The sequence below is a fragment of the Streptomyces sp. NPDC049541 genome (assembly GCF_044465725.1).
Taxonomy (GTDB): Bacteria; Actinomycetota; Actinomycetes; order Streptomycetales; family Streptomycetaceae; genus Streptomyces.
The window spans coordinates 1,040,770-1,060,363 of sequence record NZ_JBITLY010000001.1; the positions used below are offsets into that span (position 1 = coordinate 1,040,770).

Annotated in this window: 19 protein-coding genes; 4 read left to right on the forward strand and 15 right to left on the reverse strand. The window is 71.6% G+C overall.

From position 1 onward, the window contains the following. Positions 1–262: 262 nt before the first annotated feature. The 3 genes from ACIBW9_RS04750 to ACIBW9_RS04760 form a co-directional block, all read right to left on the reverse strand. Positions 263–382, reverse strand: coding sequence for a DUF1731 domain-containing protein (locus ACIBW9_RS04750; protein WP_398951183.1), 120 nt, complete (start codon positions 380–382; stop codon positions 263–265). An 81-nt stretch (positions 383–463) separates the two neighbouring features. Continuing rightward, complete coding sequence (locus ACIBW9_RS04755; RefSeq protein ID WP_398952101.1) at positions 464–706, reverse strand: DUF1731 domain-containing protein; 243 nt, start codon at positions 704–706, stop codon at positions 464–466. Further along, positions 663–1,568 carry a TIGR01777 family oxidoreductase gene (locus tag ACIBW9_RS04760; RefSeq protein WP_398951185.1) on the reverse strand — a complete coding sequence of 302 codons (906 nt, stop codon included), beginning with the start codon at positions 1,566–1,568 and terminating at the stop codon, positions 663–665. The genes ACIBW9_RS04755 and ACIBW9_RS04760 overlap by 44 nt, the downstream gene beginning before the upstream one ends. 38 nt (positions 1,569–1,606) lie before the next feature. On the opposite strand from ACIBW9_RS04760, the gene ACIBW9_RS04765 reads away from it, so the two are divergent. Beyond that, positions 1,607–2,095 (forward strand): GNAT family N-acetyltransferase, encoded by a 489-nt coding sequence (locus ACIBW9_RS04765; protein ID WP_398951187.1) that lies wholly within the window; start codon positions 1,607–1,609, stop codon positions 2,093–2,095. A 10-nt stretch (positions 2,096–2,105) separates the two neighbouring features. Here the strand turns inward: ACIBW9_RS04765 and ACIBW9_RS04770 are convergent, their stop codons facing one another. After that, entirely contained in the window at positions 2,106–3,290 is a 1,185-nt protein-coding gene (locus ACIBW9_RS04770; protein WP_398951189.1) for a MarP family serine protease, read from the reverse strand. Positions 3,291–3,457: 167 nt separating this feature from the next. Beyond that, a complete protein-coding gene (locus tag ACIBW9_RS04775; protein ID WP_398951191.1) occupies positions 3,458–4,585 on the reverse strand; it encodes a lipid II:glycine glycyltransferase FemX in 1,128 nt (375 codons plus the stop codon). 98 nt (positions 4,586–4,683) lie between these two features. Here ACIBW9_RS04775 and ACIBW9_RS04780 point away from each other — a divergent pair, with 98 nt between their 5' ends. Next, a complete protein-coding gene (locus ACIBW9_RS04780) occupies positions 4,684–4,908 on the forward strand; it encodes a hypothetical protein (protein ID WP_398951193.1) in 225 nt (74 codons plus the stop codon). Between the two features lie 57 nt (positions 4,909–4,965). Here the strand turns inward: ACIBW9_RS04780 and ACIBW9_RS04785 are convergent, their stop codons facing one another. The 8 genes from ACIBW9_RS04785 to ACIBW9_RS04820 all read right to left on the reverse strand — a co-directional run bounded on the left by ACIBW9_RS04785 (position 4,966) and on the right by ACIBW9_RS04820 (position 16,297). Beyond that, positions 4,966–5,505, reverse strand: a complete 540-nt coding sequence (locus tag ACIBW9_RS04785; RefSeq protein ID WP_398951195.1) for a carboxymuconolactone decarboxylase family protein — start codon at positions 5,503–5,505, stop codon at positions 4,966–4,968. Between the two features lie 58 nt (positions 5,506–5,563). Continuing rightward, a complete protein-coding gene (locus tag ACIBW9_RS04790; RefSeq protein WP_398952103.1) occupies positions 5,564–6,082 on the reverse strand; it encodes a DUF4240 domain-containing protein in 519 nt (172 codons plus the stop codon). 56 nt (positions 6,083–6,138) lie between these two features. Further along, the gene (locus ACIBW9_RS04795) at positions 6,139–7,116 is read right to left on the reverse strand and encodes a helix-turn-helix transcriptional regulator (protein ID WP_398951197.1); all 978 of its coding nucleotides are present in this window, start codon (positions 7,114–7,116) and stop codon (positions 6,139–6,141) included. Positions 7,117–7,335: 219 nt separating this feature from the next. Beyond that, positions 7,336–10,038 carry a pyruvate dehydrogenase (acetyl-transferring), homodimeric type gene (gene aceE / locus ACIBW9_RS04800; protein ID WP_398951199.1) on the reverse strand — a complete coding sequence of 901 codons (2,703 nt, stop codon included), beginning with the start codon at positions 10,036–10,038 and terminating at the stop codon, positions 7,336–7,338. 285 nt (positions 10,039–10,323) lie between these two features. Then, positions 10,324–10,947, reverse strand: coding sequence for a GntR family transcriptional regulator (locus ACIBW9_RS04805; protein ID WP_398951201.1), 624 nt, complete (start codon positions 10,945–10,947; stop codon positions 10,324–10,326). A gap of 339 nt (positions 10,948–11,286) precedes the next feature. Beyond that, complete coding sequence (gene sucB, locus ACIBW9_RS04810) at positions 11,287–13,047, reverse strand: 2-oxoglutarate dehydrogenase, E2 component, dihydrolipoamide succinyltransferase (protein ID WP_398951203.1); 1,761 nt, start codon at positions 13,045–13,047, stop codon at positions 11,287–11,289. A 62-nt stretch (positions 13,048–13,109) separates the two neighbouring features. Then, positions 13,110–14,498 (reverse strand): dihydrolipoyl dehydrogenase, encoded by a 1,389-nt coding sequence (gene lpdA / locus ACIBW9_RS04815; RefSeq protein WP_351470061.1) that lies wholly within the window; start codon positions 14,496–14,498, stop codon positions 13,110–13,112. A gap of 254 nt (positions 14,499–14,752) precedes the next feature. Further along, positions 14,753–16,297, reverse strand: coding sequence for a leucyl aminopeptidase (locus tag ACIBW9_RS04820; RefSeq protein ID WP_398951205.1), 1,545 nt, complete (start codon positions 16,295–16,297; stop codon positions 14,753–14,755). A 244-nt stretch (positions 16,298–16,541) separates the two neighbouring features. Between ACIBW9_RS04820 and ACIBW9_RS04825 the strand changes: the two genes are divergently transcribed. Continuing rightward, on the forward strand, positions 16,542–17,330 hold the full coding sequence (locus ACIBW9_RS04825; protein ID WP_398951206.1) for an endo alpha-1,4 polygalactosaminidase: 789 nt from the start codon (positions 16,542–16,544) through the stop codon (positions 17,328–17,330). On the opposite strand, the gene ACIBW9_RS04830 is transcribed toward ACIBW9_RS04825, so the two are convergent. Both ACIBW9_RS04830 and ACIBW9_RS04835 read right to left on the reverse strand, forming a co-directional pair. After that, a complete protein-coding gene (locus ACIBW9_RS04830; RefSeq protein WP_398951208.1) occupies positions 17,290–17,895 on the reverse strand; it encodes an RDD family protein in 606 nt (201 codons plus the stop codon). The genes ACIBW9_RS04825 and ACIBW9_RS04830 overlap by 41 nt on opposite strands. 46 nt (positions 17,896–17,941) lie before the next feature. Beyond that, a complete protein-coding gene (locus tag ACIBW9_RS04835) occupies positions 17,942–18,736 on the reverse strand; it encodes an adenosylcobinamide-GDP ribazoletransferase (protein ID WP_398951210.1) in 795 nt (264 codons plus the stop codon). A gap of 60 nt (positions 18,737–18,796) precedes the next feature. Between ACIBW9_RS04835 and ACIBW9_RS04840 the strand changes: the two genes are divergently transcribed. Further along, positions 18,797–19,558 carry a hypothetical protein gene (locus ACIBW9_RS04840; RefSeq protein WP_398951212.1) on the forward strand — a complete coding sequence of 254 codons (762 nt, stop codon included), beginning with the start codon at positions 18,797–18,799 and terminating at the stop codon, positions 19,556–19,558. Positions 19,559–19,594: the final 36 nt, after the last annotated feature.

Genomic DNA, 19,594 nt, shown 5'->3' on the forward strand with positions numbered 1-19,594 from the left:
AGTCGCGCATGAACAGAGCACGGTCGCACAACGGTCGCATACGGTCACACCTTCGTTCTTACGCCTCCGGCCCACCTGAGCCCTGCGGCTCCGCGAGCGCGGCCTTCAGTGCTCCTTCGATGTCCGGGAAGGCGACGGACCAGGAGTCGTTTCGGCAGCACGCGTGCGATCCACGGCGATTTCGCCGAGGACGGTCCGCAGTGCGGGAACGCGTCGGGCGGCGCGGCATGCGGCTCATGGCCCCGGGGGAGGCGTCTGAGTCCTACGGCTCCGCGAGCGCGGCCTTGAGGGCTCCTACGATGTCCAGGAACGCGAACGTGAAGCCGGACTCCAGCAGCCGTTTCAGCAGCACGCGTGCGCTGCCGAGGACGTTTACGGCCATTTCGCCGAGCGTGGTTCGCAGTGCGGGAACGCGTCGGTCGGCGCGGCATGCGGCTCATGGCCCCGGGGAGGCGCCTGAGTCCTACGGCTCCGCGAGTGCGGTCTTGGGGGCTCCTTCGATGTCCGGGAACGCGAACGTGAAGCCGGACTCCAGCAGCCGTTTCGGCAGCACGCGTGCGCTGTCGAGCATGTCCCGGGGCAATTCGCCGAGGACGGTTCGCAGTGCGGGAACAGCGTCGGTCGGAGCGGCACGTGGCTCATGGCTTCGAGGCGTCTGAGTCCTACGGCTCCGCGAGCGCGGCCTTGAGGGCTCCTTCGATGTCAGGGAAGGCGAAGGTGAAGCCGGATTCCAGCAGCCGTTTCGGCAGTACTCGTGCGCTGCCGAGGACGTCCCCGGCCATTTCGCCGAGTGCGGTTCGCAGTACCGGGGCCGGTACGGGGAACAGGGCCGGGCGGTGCAGTACGCGGCCCATGGCTGTGGTGATTTCGCTGTTGGTGAGGGGGGTCGGGGCGGTGAGGTTGAACGGTCCGGACAGGGCCTCGGTGCCGATGAGGTGGCGGATCGCGGCCACCTCGTCGTGCAGCGCGATGTACGACCAGTACTGGCGGCCGTCGCCCATGCGTCCGCCGAGGCCCGCCTTGAACAGCGGGAACAGCCGGCCCCAGGCGCCGCCGCCGCGGGCCACCACGAGACCCGTCCGTGTGAACACGGTCCGTACGCCCGCCTCCTGCGCGGGGGCCGCGGCGGCCTCCCACTCCACGCACAGCTCCGGCAGGAACCCGGTCCCGGCCGGCGCGCTCTCGTCGACCGCCCGGTCGCCGGTCTCGCCGTAGTAGCCCATCGCGCTGCCGTTCACGAACACCCGCGGCTTCTCGTCCAGCGCGGCGATCGCCCCGGCCAGCGCGGCGGTGCCGAGCACCCGGCTGCTGCGGATCAGCGTCTTGTACGCGTCCGTCCAGCGGCGGTCGCCCACCCCGGCGCCCGCGAGGTTCACCACCACGTCACACCCGGCGAGCACGGCGGGATCCACGCGCCCGCCCTCCGGGTCCCAGCGGACCTCGTCCTTCGCCCGGGGCGCCCGGCGCACCAGCCGTACCACCTCGTGCCCGTCCGCGGTCAGGGACCGCACCAGGGCGCCGCCGATGAGCCCGGACGCACCGGCCACCGCGATTCGGGAACGTTCCATGGGCCCATTCTGCTCGGCGGCCTCATAAGGTGGCCGTCATGCCGGTTCCGTTCATACGCCACGCAACCCTCGGGGACGAGGACACGCTGGGGCGACTCGACCGCGTCACCTGGTCCCCGCTGCACTCCGTGCAACCGCGCCCCCAACCGCCCTACGAGCCCTTCTACAACGAGCGGTTCGGGCCCCGGGACCATCTGGTCGCGGAGCTCGACGGGAAGGTCGTCGGCTACATCCGGCTGGCCCGTCCGACCCCGCTCGTCTGCAACGCCCACGTCCGGCAGATCCAGGGCCTCGTCGTCGCCGAGCAGGCGCGGGGCGCCGGCGTCGGGCGGGCGCTGCTGCGGGCGGTGCGGGAGGAGGCCCGCAATCAGGGCGCGCGCCGGCTCACGCTGCGCGTCCTCGGCCACAACACCCCGGCCCGCAAGCTGTACGAGGCCGAGGGGTTCGTCGTCGAGGGGATCCTGCCGGGCGAGTTCCTGCTGGAGGGCGAGTACGTCGACGACGTGCTCATGGGGTGCAGTCTGTGACCCGCCCGCCCTACGACGTGACCAGGTCGCCCGTGTCCACGGACGCCGTCGCGTCCGCCGCGCGCCGGGCGTCGGAGGCCACCTCCGCCGCCGTCAGGACGTAACCCGTCTCGTTGTCGGACGTCGAGCGGGCGAAGACCACGCCGTAGACGCGGCCGTCGGTCGTCAGCAGCGGGCCGCCGGAGTTGCCGGGGCGGACGGTCGAGCGGATCGAGTAGATCTCGCGGGTCACCGTGGCGTCGCTGTAGATGTTCTGGCCGGTCGCCCGCACCCGGTTCGCGACCGTCGCCGCCTGGAGGTCGAGGTCGCCGTCCTGCGGATAGCCGGCCACGACCGCCGAGTCGCCGCGCGAGGCGCCGTCGTCGAACCTCAGGACCGGCGCGCTCAGCCCGGGTACGTACAGAACGGCCACATCCCTGTCGGGGTCGAAGAGCACCACCCGTGCCTCGTACGTCCGCCCGACCCCGCCGATCCGCACGTTCGGGTCGGTGATGCCGGCCACCACGTGCGCGTTGGTCATCACATGGTCGCGGGCGTACACGAACCCGCTGCCCTCGCGGCCCTGGGTGCCGGAGACGCCCTCGATCTTCACCGTGCTCCGCTTGGCCGCGTCGGTGGCCCTCGCCGTGACGCTGTCGCCGGTGGGCTTGGCGACCTCGGCCGTCGACTCGTTCTCGAACGGGTTGAACACCTGCGGGAAGCCCGCCTGGGTGAGCGCCGAGGTGGCCCGGGAGAACCAGGCGGGGGTGGTGTCCGGCATGGCGTCCTGCACGGCACCGAGCAGCGCGGAGTCCCGGATCGCGGTCGTGAGCAGCGGTGAGGAGGAGGCGCCCAGGACGCTGGCGGCGACCCAGGCCACGATCAGCACGGCGGCCGAGTTGGCCACGGCCCCGCCGACCCCGTCGGCCACCCTGAGCGGTCCCCGGTCCAGCTCCCGGCGCAGCCTGAGCGCGAGCCGCCCCGCCAGCTCGTGGACCAGCACGGCAGGGAGCAGCACGGTCAGCACCGCGGTCACGGTCGCCTGGGCCGTGCCCGCCGTCACCAGGTCCATCATCCAGGGCAGGATCCACACCCCGAGCACCGCGCCGCCCACGAACCCGGCGAGCGAGACACAGCCGGCCACCAGTCCGCGCCGGTAGCCCGATGCCGCGTAGGCCACGACCACCAGCAACAGCAGGATGTCGAGCAGGTCCACAGAGCCGCCTTTCTCTCAGACCCCTTAGTACGCGCGGGACGGGCCCAGTGATCAGCCACGCGCGCGTGCATGAGGAGAAACGCCCCGGACCAGGACGATGGTTCCACCGGGTGGCACAGCACACATCGCGGACGGAGCGGATCCGGCCGCCATGGCGGCACCCGTCCTCACCTGCGCCCGAGATACGCCCCCAGCGCCCGCTGCAGCACCTTGCCCCGGCTGCCCACCGGGAGTTCCCACTCCCCGAGGTACTCCACCGCCCGGCCGCCCGCGCCCGTCTTGAAACGGAGCCGGTTCAGCAGCCGGTTCCCGGTCAGGACGGGGGTGACGGAACGGAGGTCGTACGTGGTGGCCCCCGCCGCCCGCGCGTCGCACAGCATCCGCCACAACAGCGCGCTGCTGGGCCGCAGTTCACGCCCCCGGCGGCCGGACGCCGCGTAGGAGTGCCAGGCGCGGGAGCCGACGTTGATCATGAGCGCGGCGGAGAGCACCTCGCCGTCGTACTCGGCGAGATACAGCCGCAGCCGGTCCTCGTCCTCCGCGTTCAGCGCCTTCCACATGCGCCGGAAGTAGTCCGGCGGGCGGGACTTGAAGCCGTCGCGGCCCGCGGTCGCGGTGTACAGCCGGTGGAACTCCGGCAGGTCGGCGGCCGCACCCCACCCGACGCGCACACGTCCCAGCTCGGACGTCCGCAGGGACTGCTCCCAGTGCGGTGCCAGCGCCCCGCGCAACTCGTCCACCGAGCGCCCCGCGAGCGGTATGTGGCAGCCGTAGCGCGGCTGGCCGAGCCCGAAGCCGCTGCCCTCGTCCTCCTCGCACCGCCGCCACCCGAGCCGCCCCAGCCGCTCCGCCACGTCCAGCGCGTAGGCGTCCAGGCCGTCCGCCGGCAGATCGTGCAGATGGCGTACGTCGGGGTCGGCGATGCCCGCCGCGACTCCGGCCGCCTCCCAGTGGCGTACGACGAGGGGAGGTCCGATCCGCAGCGAGAACGCCCCGCGCTCCTCGACATGCGCGACGAGCGGGTCCAGCAGGCGCTCCAGGCGAGGGTGGTGCCAGTCGATCGTCGGCCCGTCGGGGAGATAGGCGAGGCAGCGGCGGGTGCCGGGCAGCGGCCGGTACAGCACGAGGGCCGCGGCGGCCATCGTGCTGCCCTCGAACCAACCGATGCTCTCCGCCTGCCAGTCGGGCTTCACATCGCCCCACTCGGGGATCTGGAGGTGGCTCGCGTCGGGGTGCTGCCGCAGCTGGGCCAGGTGTTCCTCGCGCGTGATCTCCCTTACGTACGGGCTGGTCATGGGCGGACCCTCACAGGTTGCTCGTAGCCGCCTCACGGATCTTCCCGAGGCGCCCTCCCTATCGTCATGCACACGCACTGACCGGAGGTGGGGAAGAAGTGAACAGTCACCACAGGACCACGCACAAGACCGAGGGCCGGTCGCGGGCCGCCCATGGCCCCTGGGCGGCGCTCTGCGCGGCCGCGGCCGTCGTCCTGGGCCCGGCCGCCCTCACCGCGTCCGCGCTCGACCAGGCCAACGCCGCGCCGATGCACCACGCGGTCAAGGCCGAGCAGGCGCAGGCGTACCTCCCCGCGGACCCGACCCGCCGACGGACGGCCTGACCCGGCAGTAGCGCGGGCGGCCCCTCGGACCCGGCTCGGTGACGGACGGCCTGGCCCTCATCCGGGGTCGCCGCCCACGAGTCCCAGGAACTGCTCCCCGGACGGGTCGATGTCCACGCCCAGCCCGTTCATCAGGCCCGCCAGCATGACGTAGTAGCCGGTCGTGGTGATGATCTCCGTCACCTGGCGGTGGGTGAAGGAGGCGCGGAGAGCCGCCAGCGTGGTCTCGGACAGGGTGTGCCGGGACACCAGCTCGAGGGCCGCCGTCAGCGCCGCCGACTCGGGCTCGTCGAACTCCGGCCCGTCGGCGCGCCGTTCGGCGACCGCTGCCAGCTGCTCGGGCGTCACCCCCGCGTTCAGGGCGATCGGGCGGTGCTGGACGGACCCGTACGCGCACTGGGTCGCGGCCGCGACCGCCATCACGACCAGCTCGCGCATCCGGGCCGAAAGCGTCGACTCGCGCAGCACGGCCAGGCCCAGCTCGATCGCCGGGCCCGTCAGCGGCGGGGCGTGCGAGAGCATGCGGAAGGCGTTGAGCGGCACGGGCAGCCGGGCGACGGCGTCGGACGGCCGCTCCGGGTACGGGATTCGAGCCATGGTCCCCCTCATCGAAGCGGTCCCCCCGGACCGCTGGTCCCAGTGAACCGGTGAAACGTCACTCCCGGAACCGTTCCCACAGCTTCGGGTACCGCTCCGCCAGCACCCGCTCGCTCTCGAAGTCGATCGGCGTGCCCGCCGGTTCGGAGGCCGCGGGCGGGATGCCGAGGTCGGGGGCGACGGTACCGGTGAGCTGTTCGTAGGCCTCGTCCGCCGCGTAGCCCAGTTCCTCCCCGTCCCCGTCGATCTCCTCGTCGAAGTCGTCCAGGAGGTCGGCCAGGGCGTCGGGGTGGTGCACGGCTCCCTCGTACACCTCCCGCCCCTGTCCGATCAGCCAGCACCGGAAGAAGTCGAAGGCATCGTCGCTCGCCCCGTCGAGCAGCACCCAGGCGGCACCCCACAGATCCCAGCTGTAGGCCCGGTTGTAGCGGGACTCGAAATGCCGGGCGAAGTCCAGAACGGTCTCCGGGTCGAGTTCCACAAGCCGCTCCACCAGCAGGTCCGCCTGCTCCTCGGGGTCGCCCTCGGCGGCCTCGCGGGCGGCGTCCACCAGCTCCCAGAACTCCGACTCTTCCATCACGGGTCCAGCATCGGCCCTGGGCGGGTGGGGCGCACGTGGAGTGCGGCGGATTGTTATGTCCCGTACAGCAGGCCCAGCCGTCTCGCATCGTCGGCGAAACGCGCCCGCAGACTGTCCGGCGCGAGCACCTCCACCTCCGGGCCGAGCCCCGCGAGCTGCGCATGGGCGACCTCCTCGGACTCCACGGGGAGCGTCACCGTCAGCAGGCCGCCCTCGTCCGGGGCGCCGGCGGCCGCCAGCGCCTCCCGGGCGGAGACGGGATCGACGGCGTACGGCAGCCTCCGCGCCCCGGCCGCCGACAGCCGCACCACGACCTCGGCCCGCAGGATCGACCGCGCGAACTGCTCGGACCGTTCCTCCCAGAAGGCGGGAAGGTCGAACTCCTCGTCGCGTACGAAACGCTCCGCTGCGGCAGTCACCGCCGTGAACCGGTCGATCCGGTAGACCCGGTACGGCCCCTCGCCCTCCGCAACCCGCGCACACACGTACCAGACCCCCGCCTTCAGTACGAGCCCGTACGGCTCCAGCTCCCGCTCCACCTCGGCCTCCCGGCTCCGGTAGCGGGCGGTGATCCGGCGGTCGTCCCAGACGGCATCGGCGACGGCCGGCAGCAGCTCGGGTGCCTTCGGCTCCGTGAACCAGTTCGGCGCGTCCAGGTGGAAGCGTTGCGCGGCGGTCTTCGAGGCGTCGCGCAGGGAGGGCAGCAGGGCCGCCGACACCTTCAGCCGGGCCGCCGAGGCCGCGTCCTCCAGCCCCATCTCGCGCAGCGCCCCCGGCACCCCGGACAGGAACAGCGCCTCGGCCTCACCGCGCGCCAGCCCAGTCAGCCGGGTGCGATAGCCGCCGATGAGCCGGTACCCGCCGGCCCGGCCGCGGTCCGCGTACACCGGCACCCCGGCCTCCGACAACGCCTGCGCGTCCCGCGTGACGGTCCGCTCGGACACCTCCAGCTCCCGCGCCAGCTCGGCGGCGGTCATGGAGGGCCGGGACTGCAGCAGGAGCACCATCTTGATGAGGCGGGCGGCACGCATGCGTTCATTCTGCCGAGGCTCCGCGGATGGGGTACGTCGTCGGGTGCGGGCCCGGACGTGGCTGGTCGCGCAGTTCCCCCGCGCCCCTGAGAACCGGGCCCCCTCAGGGGCGCGGGGAACTGCGCGATCAACCCCCACGGGCCGGCAGCCGACAAACAACCGGGAACGGGTGAAGGGACCCCGCGGCCAACCGGCCCGGGGCCCCTTCACCACGCGGGCCTACAGCTCGTACTTCTCCCGAGCTTCCTTCACGGCAGTGGCCTTCACCTCGCCGCGGCGGGCCAGCTGGGCCAGGGCGGCCACGACGATCGACTGGGCGTCGACACCGAAGTGGCGGCGGGCCGCCTCACGGGTGTCCGACAGACCGAAGCCGTCCGCGCCGAGCGAGGAGTAGTCCTGCTCCACCCACTGCGCGATCTGGTCCGGGACCTGCCGCATGTAGTCGGAGACGGCCAGCACCGGGCCCTCCGCGCCGTGCAGCGCCTGGCGGACGTACGGCACCCGCTCCTCGCCGCGCAGCAGGGCCGCGTCGGCCTCCAGGGCGTCGCGCCGCAGCTCCGTCCAGGAGGTCGCCGACCAGACGTCGGCCGCGATGCCCCACTCCTCCGCGAGCAGCTTCTGCGCCTCGAGCACCCAGTGGATCGCCGTACCGGAACCCAGCAGCTGGATGCGCGGGGCGTTGGCCACCGGTGAAAGCCCGGCCGACTCCGCCGTGTTGAAGCGGTACAGGCCCTTGACGATGCCCTCGTCGATACCGAGGCCGGCCGGCTTCGCGGGCTGCGGCAGCGGCTCGTTGTAGACAGTGAGGTAGTAGAAGACGTTCGGGTCCTCACCCGGCGCCGCCTCGCCGTACATACGGCGCAGACCGTCCTTGACGATCGTCGCCACCTCGTACGCGAACGCCGGGTCGTACGTCAGCGCCGCCGGGTTGGTCGCGGCGATCACCGGCGAGTGGCCGTCGGCGTGCTGCAGGCCCTCGCCCGTCAGGGTGGTACGGCCGGCCGTCGCGCCGACGAGGAAGCCGCGGCCGAGCTGGTCGCCGAGCTGCCACATCTGGTCGGCGGTGCGCTGCCAGCCGAACATCGAGTAGAAGATGTAGAACGGGATCATCGCTTCGCCGTGCGTGGAGTACGCGGTGGACGCGGCGATGAAGTCGGCCATCGAACCGGCCTCGGTGATCCCCTCGTTGAGGATCTGGCCGTTCTTGGCCTCCTTGTAGTACATCAGCTGGTCGCGGTCGACCGGCTCGTACGTCTGGCCCTTGGGGGAGTAGATCCCGAGGGACGGGAACAGCGACTCCATGCCGAAGGTGCGCGCCTCGTCGGGGACGATCGGCACCCAGCGCCTGCCGGTCTCCTTGTCGCGGACCAGGTCCTTGATGAGGCGTACGAAGGCCATCGTCGTCGCCACGTTCTGGGAGCCGGAGCCCTTGTCGAAGGAGGCGAAGGCCTTCTCGGCGGGGGCGGGCAGCGGCGCGAGCGCGTGCGTACGGCGGGCCGGGGCCGGGCCGCCGAGGGCGGCGCGCCGCTCCTGGAGGTAGCGGACCTCGGGGGAGTCGGCGCCCGGGTGGCCGTAGGGCACCTGACCGTCGACGAACTGGCTGTCCGAGATGGGGAGTTCAAGCAGATCACGCATCTTCTTGAACTCGTCCACCGACAGCTTCTTCATCTGGTGGTTGGCGTTCTTCGACGCGAAGCCCTCACCGAGCGTGAAGCCCTTGACGGTCTGGGCCAGGATCACGGTCGGGGCGCCCTTGTGGTCGAGCGCGGCCTTGTAGGCGGCGTAGACCTTGCGGGCCTCGTGGCCACCGCGCGACAGGTGGAAGCACTCGAGGATCTTGTCGTCGCTCAGCAGCTTCGCCATCTCGACGAGCGCCGGGTCCTTGCCGAAGAAGTCCTCGCGGATGTAGGCCGCGTCGCGCGTCTGGTACGTCTGCACCTGGGCGTCCGGTACCTCGCGCAGCCGGCGTACGAGCGCTCCCGTGGTGTCGAGCTGGAACAGCTCGTCCCAGGCCGTGCCCCACAGCGTCTTCACCACGTTCCAGCCCGCACCGCGGAACTGGGCCTCCAGCTCCTGCACGATCTTGAAGTTCGCGCGGACCGGGCCGTCCAGGCGCTGCAGGTTGCAGTTGATGACGAAGGTGAGGTTGTCCAGGCCCTCACGGCTGGCGAGTGCGAGTGCCGCCGTCGACTCCGGCTCGTCCATCTCGCCGTCGCCGAGGAAGGCCCACACATGGGACGAGGAGACGTCCTTGATGCCGCGCGCCGTCAGATAGCGGTTGAAGCGGGCCTGGTAGATCGCCGACAGCGGGCCGAGACCCATGGAGACCGTCGGGAACTCCCAGAGCCAGGGCAGGCGCCGCGGGTGCGGGTACGACGGCAGACCGCTGCCGCCGGCCTCCTGGCGGAAGTTGTCGAGGTGCGCCTCGGTCAGCCGGCCGTCGAGGAAGGCGCGGGCGTAGATGCCGGGGGAGGCGTGACCCTGGATGTAGAGCTGGTCGCCCGAGCCGTCGGCCTCCTTGCCCTTGAAGAAGTGGTTGAAGCCGGTCTCGTACAGCCAGGCCGCGGAGGCGAAGGTGGCGATGTGGCCACCCACGCCGTGTTTCGCGCCCCGGGTCACCATCGCGGCCGCGTTCCAGCGGTTCCACGCGGTGATCTTCCGCTCCATCTCCTCGTCACCGGGCACGCCCGGCTCGGCGGCGGTGGGGATGGTGTTGACGTAGTCCGTCTCGAGGAGCTTGGGCAGCGCGACGCCGGTGCCCTCCGCGCGCTCCAGCGTGCGGCGCATCAGATACGCGGCACGGTGCGGGCCCGCCGCCTTGGCGACCGCGTCCAGGGAGGCCTGCCATTCGGCGGTCTCCTCGGGGTCCCGGTCGGGGAGCTGGTCGAGCTCGCTCGGCTGGATGGCGTTGGGGTCGGTCATGTCGCCGCCTTCCTCAGTCGAAGGGGGTTCCCTCATCGGTAAAGGGTTCGGGGGTGCCCTTGGTCTTTGGCAGGACAGGGCTGAGGGCCGTGGTGCTGTAACACCGTGCGGCTTGCGCCGCGTGGCCCGCCGGTGACTCTAACTCCCTGATCGATGATCGATCAAAGGGTTGCAGGCAAAACTTCTCGATTCCGAGAAAGTAGGCACGCGGTGCCTTTCGGGCGGGCACCCGGTGCCGTGATTTTCGAGGGTTTCCGCAGGTGAGCGTAGGTATGCTCGGCTGTGTCAGGCCCGCGGCGCGCAGCCCAGCACATGCGCCTTCACCAGTTCCGCGATCCTCGGGTCACGCCTGCGGAACGCCTGCACGAGCTCCTCGTGCTCCTCCGCGTACGACTGCTGCACCGTCCCGAGCCAGCGGATCGACAGGGCTGTGAACACCTCGATGCCCAGGCCCTCCCAGGTGTGCAGCAGCACGGAGTTGTCCGCGGCGCGCACCAGTTCGCGGTGGAAGGCGACCGTGTGCCGTACCTGGCCCGTGCCGTCGGCGTTGCGGTCGGCCTCGTAGAGGGCGACGACGTGCGGTTCCAGGGCCGAGCAGTCCTCCGCCAGCTTCTCCGCGGCCAGCTCCGCCGCGATCGCCTCCAGGCCGGCCCGGACCGGGTAGCTCTCCTCCAGGTCGGCCGCCGTCAGGTTGCGCACCCGCACGCCCTTGTTCGGCGCCGACTCGATCAGCCGCAGCGACTCCAGCTCGCGCAGCGCCTCCCGCACCGGCGTCTGGCTGACCTCCAGCTCGGTCGCGATCCGCCGCTCCACGATCCGCTCGCCCGGCTTCCAGCGCCCGCTGACGATCCCCTCCACGATGTGCTCGCGGATCTGCTCGCGCAGCGAGTGGACGACGGGCGCGGTCATGAGGGCTCCTTAGGAAGGGGCCGCCCATCGGCCCCTGGGGCGTTTGACGTTTAGACAATACGGCCGGTTCGCTTCGCGGGCGGGGCCGACGGGGTGCTTTCGTGCAGGTGAGACGAGACTTACACCTCCGGCGGTTGGGCGGGGGCGCCTATGAGCTCGGGCTCGACGGTTGTCTCGCGGGTGCGGGGTGGCTGTGGTGGTTCGCGCCACGCGGCAGAGCCGCACATTGATACAGCCCCGCGCCCCTTCGGGCGGTGCGGTCAGCCCTCTGCTGCACATGCGACGGCGCCCCGCCGGGAGGAAATCCGGGCGGGGCGCCGTACTGCCTGATCGGGAGGGTCAGAGGCCGAGCTCGACCTCGAACTCGCCGGCCTCCAGGATCGCCTTGACCGCGGTCAGGTAACGGGCCGCGTCGGCGCCGTCCACCAGACGGTGGTCGTAGGAGAGGGTCAGGTACGTCATGTCGCGGACGCCGATGACCGTGCCCTCCTCGGTCTCGATGACCGCCGGGCGCTTGACCGTGGCACCGATGCCGAGGATCGCGACCTGGCCCGGCGGCACGATGATCGTGTCGAAGAGCGCGCCGCGCGAACCCGTGTTGGAGATGGTGAAGGTCGCACCGGACAGCTCGTCCGGGGTGATCTTGTTGGCGCGGACCTTGCCGGCCAGCTCCGCCGTGGCCTTCGCGATGCCGGCGATGTTCAGGTCGCCCGCGTGCTTGATGACCGGGGTCATCAGGCCCTTCTCGGAGTCCACCGCGATTCCGATGCTCTCGGAGTCGAAGTAGGTGATCGTGCCCTCGGCCTCGTTGATCTTGGCGTTGATGACCGGGTGGGCCTTCAGCGCCTGGGCCGCCGCCTTCACGAAGAACGGCATCGGGGAGAGCTTGACGCCCTCACGGGCCGCGAAGGAGTCCTTCGCCTTCGCGCGCAGCTTCATCAGACGCGTGACGTCGACCTCGACGACCGAGGACAGCTGCGCCTGCTCGTGCAGCGCCTTGACCATGTTGTCGCCGATGACCTTGCGGATGCGGGGCATCTTGACGGTCTGGCCGCGGAGGGGGGAGGCCTCCAGGGTCGGCGCCTTCTTGGCCGGAGCGGCAGCGGCGGCCGGAGCCGGAGCAGCGGCGGCGGCCTTCGCGGCCTCGGCGGCGGCGATGACGTCCTGCTTGCGGATGCGGCCGCCGACGCCGGTGCCCTTGACGCCGGCCAGGTCCACGCCGTTCTCCGCGGCCAGCTTGCGCACCAGCGGGGTGACGTAGGCACCCTCGTCGGTGGCGGCCGCGGCGGGGGCGGGCGCGGCCGGGGCCGGAGCGGCGGCGACGGGGGCGGGCGCGGGAGCCGGTGCGGCAGGAGCCGGGGCCGGGGTCGGCACGGGGGCCGGCGGAGCGGCCGGTGCGGCCGGGGCCGGGGCAGCGGCGGCGGGCGCCGGAGCCGGAGCGGCGGGGGCCGGGGCGGCCGCCGGAGCGGCACCGGGGGCGCCGATGACGGCGAGCTTGGCGCCGACCTCGGCGGTCTCGTCCTCACCGACGACGATCTCCAGCAGCACACCGGAGGTGGGCGCCGGGATCTCGGTGTCGACCTTGTCCGTGGAGACCTCGAGCAGCGGCTCGTCGGCCTCGACGGAGTCGCCGACCGACTTCAGCCAGCGGGTGACGGTGCCCTCGGTGACGGACTCGCCGAGCGCGGGCAGGACGACGTCCGTGCCCTCGGCGGAGCCGCCGCCGGACGCGGCCTCGGCGGTGGGAGCGGGCGCCGGGGCGGCCTGCTCGGTGGACGGGGCGGCGGCCTGCGGGGCCGGCTCCGGCTCGGCGGCCGGGGCGGGCTCGGCGGCGGGGGCCGGGGCGGCAGCGGGGGCGCCCGTGCCGTCGTCGATGACGGCCAGCTCGGCGCCGACCTCAACGGTCTCGTCCTCGGCGACCTTGATGGACGCCAGGACACCGGCGGCGGGGGAGGGGATCTCGGTGTCGACCTTGTCGGTCGAGACCTCGAGCAGCGGCTCGTCGGCCTCGACGCGCTCGCCCTCGGCCTTCAGCCAACGAGTGACAGTGCCCTCGGTGACGCTCTCGCCGAGCGCCGGAAGGGTTACGGAAACCGCCATGGTTTCGGTTGCTCCTTACGGAAAGTGCGGAAGTCTGTGTCGTCGCTTCGTCGACCGAGGGATCAGTCGTGCGAGTGGAGGGGCTTGCCGGCCAGAGCCAGGTGGGCCTCGCCCATCGCCTCGTTCTGGGTCGGGTGGGCGTGGATGAGCTGGGCGACCTCGGCGGGCAGCGCTTCCCAGTTGTAGATCAGCTGGGCCTCGCCGACCTGCTCGCCCATGCGGTCGCCGACCATGTGGACGCCGACCACGGCACCGTCCTTGACCTGGACGAGCTTGATCTCGCCCGAGGTGTTCAGGATCTTGCTCTTGCCGTTGCCCGCGAGGTTGTACTTCAGAGCGACGACCTTGTCCGCACCGTAGATCTCCTTGGCCTTGGCCTCGGTGATGCCCACGGAGGCGACCTCGGGGTGGCAGTACGTCACCCGCGGCACGCCGTCGTAGTCGATCGGGACGGTCTTGAGACCGGCCAGACGCTCCGCCACCAGGATGCCCTCGGCGAAGCCGACGTGCGCGAGCTGGAGCGTCGGGACCAGGTCACCGACGGCGGAGATGGTCGGGACGTTCGTCCGCATGTACTCGTCGACCAGGACATAGCCGCGGTCCATCGCGACGCCCTGCTCCTCGTAGCCGAGACCCTGCGAGACCGGGCCGCGGCCGACCGCGACCAGCAGGAGCTCGGCCTCGAACTCCTTGCCGTCGGCCAGGGTGACCTTGACGCCGTCGGCGGTGTACTCGGCCTTCGAGAAGAAGGTGCCCAGGTTGAACTTGATGCCGCGCTTGCGGAACGCGCGCTCAAGAAGCTTGGAGGAGTTCTCGTCCTCGACCGGGACGAGGTGCTTGAGGCCCTCGATGACCGTGACGTCCGTACCGAAGGACTTCCAGGCGGAGGCGAACTCGACGCCGATGACACCGCCGCCGAGGACGATCGCCGACTTCGGCACGCGGTCCAGGACGAGGGCGTGGTCCGAGGAGATGATGCGGTTGCCGTCGATCTCCAGGCCCGGCAGCGACTTCGGCACGGAGCCGGTCGCGAGGAGCACGTGGCGGCCCTGGACGCGCTGTCCGTTCACGTCGACGGAGGTGGGGGAGGACAGCCGGCCCTCACCCTCGATGTACGTCACCTTGCGGGACGCGATGAGACCCTGCAGACCCTTGTACAGGCCGGAGATGACGCCGTCCTTGTACTTGTGGACGGCGGCCACGTCGATGCCCTCGAAGGTGGCCTTGACGCCGAACTGCTCGCTCTCGCGGGCCTGGTCGGCGATCTCGCCCGCGTGCAGCAGGGCCTTGGTGGGGATGCACCCCCGGTGCAGGCAGGTACCGCCGACCTTGTCCTTCTCGATCAGGGCGACGTCCAGGCCCAGCTGGGCCCCGCGCAGCGCCGCGGCGTAACCACCGCTACCACCGCCGAGGATCACTAGGTCGAAAACGGTGCTGGCGTCGTTCGCCACGTCACGTCCTCCATGCATGTGCGCCACGCCGGTCAGCGGTGACCGGTCGGCGGCTGGTGTCCGGCCGCTCTTTCTTCGGCCCTGTGGTGGGGGCCCTGTCCTGCCGTGCCCCATCTTCGCACTTGTCGGGGGCCAACGAGACGCCGGGCCGGTGTGTGAGACGTCCCACGTTCAGTTGAGCGGATGGGTGAGGCGCATGAACGAGGGGGCTCCGCCCTACCCGCGCGCGGAGCCCCCTCGTTCTCAGAGCAACCTCACCCGAGGTCGCCGGCCGCGGTGAGCTCCGCCAGCCGCACCAGCGTGCGCACCGCCGTGCCCGTGCCGCCCTTCGGCGTGTAGCCGAACGGTCCGCCCTCGTTGAAGGCCGGGCCCGCGATGTCCAGGTGCGCCCAGGTGATGCCCTCGCCCACGAACTCGCGCAGGAAGAGACCGGCGACCAGGCCGCCGCCCATCCGCTCGCCCATGTTCGCGATGTCGGCGGTGGGGGAGTCCATGCCCTTGCGCAGGTGCTCCGGCAGCGGCATCGGCCAGGCCGGCTCGCCGACCTCCTCAGCGGCCTCGTGCACCGCGGAGCGGAACGCGTCGTCGTTCGCCATGATCCCGAAGGTCCGGCTGCCCAGCGCCAGCATCATCGCGCCGGTCAGGGTCGCGACGTCCACGATCGCGTCCGGCTTCTCCTCGGAGGCGGCCCACAGCGCGTCCGCGAGGACCAGCCGGCCCTCGGCGTCGGTGTTGAGGACCTCGACCGTCTTGCCGCTGTACATGCGCAGCACGTCACCGGGACGGGTCGCGGATCCCGACGGCATGTTCTCGGCGAGCGCCAGCCAGCCGGTGACGTTCACCTCCAGGCCCAGGCGCGCGGCGGCGACCACGGCGGCGAAGACGGCGGCCGCCCCGCTCATGTCGCACTTCATCGTCTCGTTGTGGCCGGCCGGCTTCAGAGAGATGCCGCCCGAGTCGTAGGTGATGCCCTTGCCGACGAACGCGAGGTGCTTCTTCGCCTTGGCGGAGGTGTACGACAGCTTCACCAGCCGTGGACCCGCCGCCGAGCCGGCGCCGACACCGAGGATGCCGCCGTAGCCGCCCTTCTCCAGGGCCTTCACGTCGAGCACCTGCACCTTGATGCCGTGCTCCTTGGCCGCGGCCTGTGCGACGGCGGCGAACGCCTCCGGGTTCAGGTCGTTCGGCGGGGTGTTGATCAGGTCGCGGGCGCGGTTGAGCTCCTCGGCGACGGCGGTGGCGCGCTCGACGGCCGCCTTGTGCTCCTTGTCGCGGGGCCTGGCGCCCAGCAGGGAGGCCTCGGCGAGGGGCGCCTTGCCGTTCTTGTCCTTGGCGTCCTTGCCGCCCGCGTTGTTCTTGTAGGCGTCGAAGGAGTACGCGCCGAGCAGCACGCCCTCGCCGATCGCGCCGACGTCCGAGGCGTCCTGGACGGGCAGGGCGAACGCGGCCTTCTTGGCGCCGGTGAGGGTGCGGGCCGCGGCACCGGCGGCCTTGCGCAGCGCCTCGCCGTCATACCCGGAGTCCTTCTCGGGCTCCGCGCCCAGGCCCACCGCCACCACGAGCGGGGCCTTGAAGCCGGCCGGCGCCGGCAGCTTCGTCACCTCGCCCTCGGCACCGGAGGCACCGAGGGTCTCCAGGACGCCGGCGAGCCTGCCGTCGTAGGCCTTGTCCACGGCCTCGGCGCCCGGTGCGACGATCAGGTCCCCAGACCTGGAGCCAGTGCCCTTGGCCACACCGATCACGATCGCGTCGGCCCGAAGACCGGCCGCCGCGGCGGTGCTGAGAGTGAGAGCAGTCACGGTGGTGAATTCTCGCTTCCGATGTGAAGTTTCTGTGGTCGATCTGTGTGGGTCGACCGGGCCCGACAGCCGACCCCGGAACCGGCCTCAGGGTGCGGTCTCAGCGGGGCCTTCCCCGGTACGGCGAACACTCGGGATGAGCCTACGCGTGTGTGCGCCTTCACTCATTCCTGCGGGCGGGCGCAGTGCCCGGCATCGGAGATCATCCGGGGGGAACATCTCTACGCACCCTGGAGCCCGATCGGTGAAACGTCCGATACGCCTGCTTGCCCTGCTCGCCCTGTTCGTGCTCACGGCGGGCTGCGGCAGCGCGCCCGACTCCGATACGTCCGGCGGCCGTTGGCAGCCGCGCCCCGGCGTGGCCTGGCAGTGGCAGCTCAGCGGCCGCGTCGACACCTCCGTCGACGTGCCGGTGTACGACATCGACGGCTTCGACCAGCCGAAGGCCACCGTCACCACGCTGCACGACAAGGGCCGCAAGGTCATCTGCTACCTCTCCACCGGTGCCTGGGAGGACTGGCGCCCCGACGCGAAGAAGTTCCCCAGGTCGGTGCTCGGCAAGGGCAACGGCTGGAAGGGCGAGCGCTGGTTCGACATCCGCCGCACCGACGTACTGGAGCCGCTGATGGCGGTCCGCTTCGACATGTGCCGCAAGAAGGGCTTCGACGCGGTGGAGCCCGACAACATGGACGGCTACAAGAACACCACGGGCTTCCCCCTCAAGGCCGCCGACCAGCTCCGCTACAACCGCCTGATCGCGAAGCTGGCCCACGACCGGGGCATGGCGGTCGGTCTGAAGAACGACCTGGACCAGATCCCGCAGCTGGTCGGGGACTTCGACTTCGCGGTCAACGAACAGTGCGCCCAGTACGGCGAGTGCGCCACCGAGAGGCCCTTCATCAAGGCCGGAAAGGCCGTCTTCCACGTCGAGTACGAGCTGCCGACCAGCCGCTTCTGCGCCGAGTCCCGCCGGCTGAAGCTCAGCTCGATGCTCAAGAAGTACGAACTGGGGGTGTGGCGCCGGGCGTGCTGACGCCGAGCACGGTGACCGCCGTGCCCGCCAGCCGGTCGGCGAGGGAGCGGCGGGTGGGGGAGAACACCGGCAGCGCGTTGAGCAGGAAGACGACCACGGCCAGCGCCCACACCAGTGCCGACAGCACGAACTGCCCCTCCACCAGCAGGACGCAGGCGACGGCGTAGACGGCGATGTCGGCGGCCGTGGTGACCGCGGCACGCACCGCGGCCCGGGCGGGGGCGCACGGGCTGACCTGCAGCCCGAGCAGCCCCTTGCCCAGGGTCCGTCCGGCGAGGGCGAGGCAGCCCCACTGGTAGAGGAACGTCGCCACGACCAGCATCCCGAAGGCCTCCTCCACGTCGAACACGGCCTTGTGCCACAGCGACAACCCGAGGGTCTCCGAGGCGCCGACCACGTCGCCCCGCGAGGTCAGCAGGTCGAAGCAGCCGTGGACGGCGAGTTCCGGCGCGTCGGTGAGCAGCCCGGCTATCCGGTGGAAGGTCAGCACGGCGAGCAGATACGCCAGCGTGAGCACCAGCGCGAAGTCGATGCACCAGGCCACGGCACGACGAAGCTTCGGCACGAACATCCCCCGATCACGATCACTTGTCCGTGTACGGCGGAAGAGACTACTGCCCCAGCGAAAGCACCAGCAGCGAAACCGTCGCAGCCGTCTCGGCAAGCCCCCCGAACACATCCCCGGTGACCCCGCCGAAGCGGCGCGTGCAGTGGCGCAGCAGGAGTTCGGCCACGGCGAGGGCGGCGACGACCGCGGCCGCCGTACGGACCACGTCGTACGTCCCGACGAGCGCGCCCCCGGCGGCCGCCAAACCGGTCACCACGACCGCCGCGACCACCGCCGCCCGCACCGGCACCACGCCCGCGACCGCGGCCCCCAGCCCCTCGGGCCGGGCGGCCGGCACGCCGGTACGCGCGGCCAGGGTGAGCGCCAGCCGGGCGGCCGTCGCCGAGACGGCGGCGGCGAGCGCACCCCGGGCCCACGAGTCGCCGTACGCCTGAGCCAGCGCCGCCACCTGAGCCAGCAGCACGAGGACGAGCGTGATCACCCCGAACGGCCCGATGTCCGACTGCTTCATGATCCGCAGCGCGTCCTCGGCGGGCTTCCCGCTGCCCAGCCCGTCCGCGGTGTCCGCGAGCCCGTCGAGATGCAGACCGCGGGTGAGGACGGCGGGCACGGCGGCGGAGGCGACGGCGGCGAGCAGCGCCCCCGCGCCCAGCGCCAGCAGCACCACCCCGGCCAGCGCCGCGCACCCGCCGACGACCAGACCGGCGAGCGGGGCGCAGAGCATGCCGCCGCGCGCCGCGTCCCGGTCCCAGCGGGTCACCTTCACCGGGAGCACGGTGAGGGTGCCGAAGGCGAAACGGAGGCCGTCCGGCCAGGGGGTCTTGGAGGGTTCGGGCACCGGCGCAGGTTACTCGGCGGTCGGGAGGGCGGATACAGGGGCCGTCGCTAGAGTGCGCATATGGGACATTGGCTGCAGCGCAACATCATTGAGCCCGGCAAGCTGCCGTTGCTGCTCGCCCTCACCGCGTTCGTGCTGACGTTCCTGATCACCCGGCTCGTCACCCGCCTGATCCGGGCCGGCAAGGGGCCCTTCGGGAACGTGAAGGCGGGCGGGCTGCACATCCATCACGTCGTGCCCGGCGTCGTCCTCGTCGTCGTCGGCGGCTTCGGGGCGGTGGCCAGCGGCCGGCACGGCTTCGGCGCTGCCGTCTGCGCCGTCCTGTTCGGCATGGGGGCGGGACTCGTCCTCGACGAGTTCGCGCTGATCCTGCACCTCGACGACGTCTACTGGTCCGAGGAGGGCCGCAAGAGCGTCGAGGTCGTCGTCCTCACGGCGGCCCTGGTGGGGCTGGTGCTCTCGGGGTTCTCGCCGTTCGGCGTCAACGACATGAGCCGGGAGGAACTGCAGAACCGGGGCGATGTGATCTCGACCGTCGTGGTCAACTTCCTGTTCTCGCTGGCCGTCCTCAGCAAGGGCAAGGCACGGATGGCGATCTTCAGCGTGATCGTCCCGCTCATCGGCCTGATCGGTCTGATCCGCCTGGCCCGCCCCGGCTCGCCCTGGGCCAGACGCTTCTACCGCCGCCGCCCGCGCGCCCGCGCCAAGGCCACGCTGCGGGCGTATCGCCATGACCGGCGGTGGGCGGGGCCCCGGCGCAGATTCCAGGAGCTGCTCGGCGGCAAGCCGGACCCGGTGCCGGATCGCTCCCTGGGGCGCTGAGGTGGCCGCTCCCCGCAGGGGCGCGACCGGCCACGA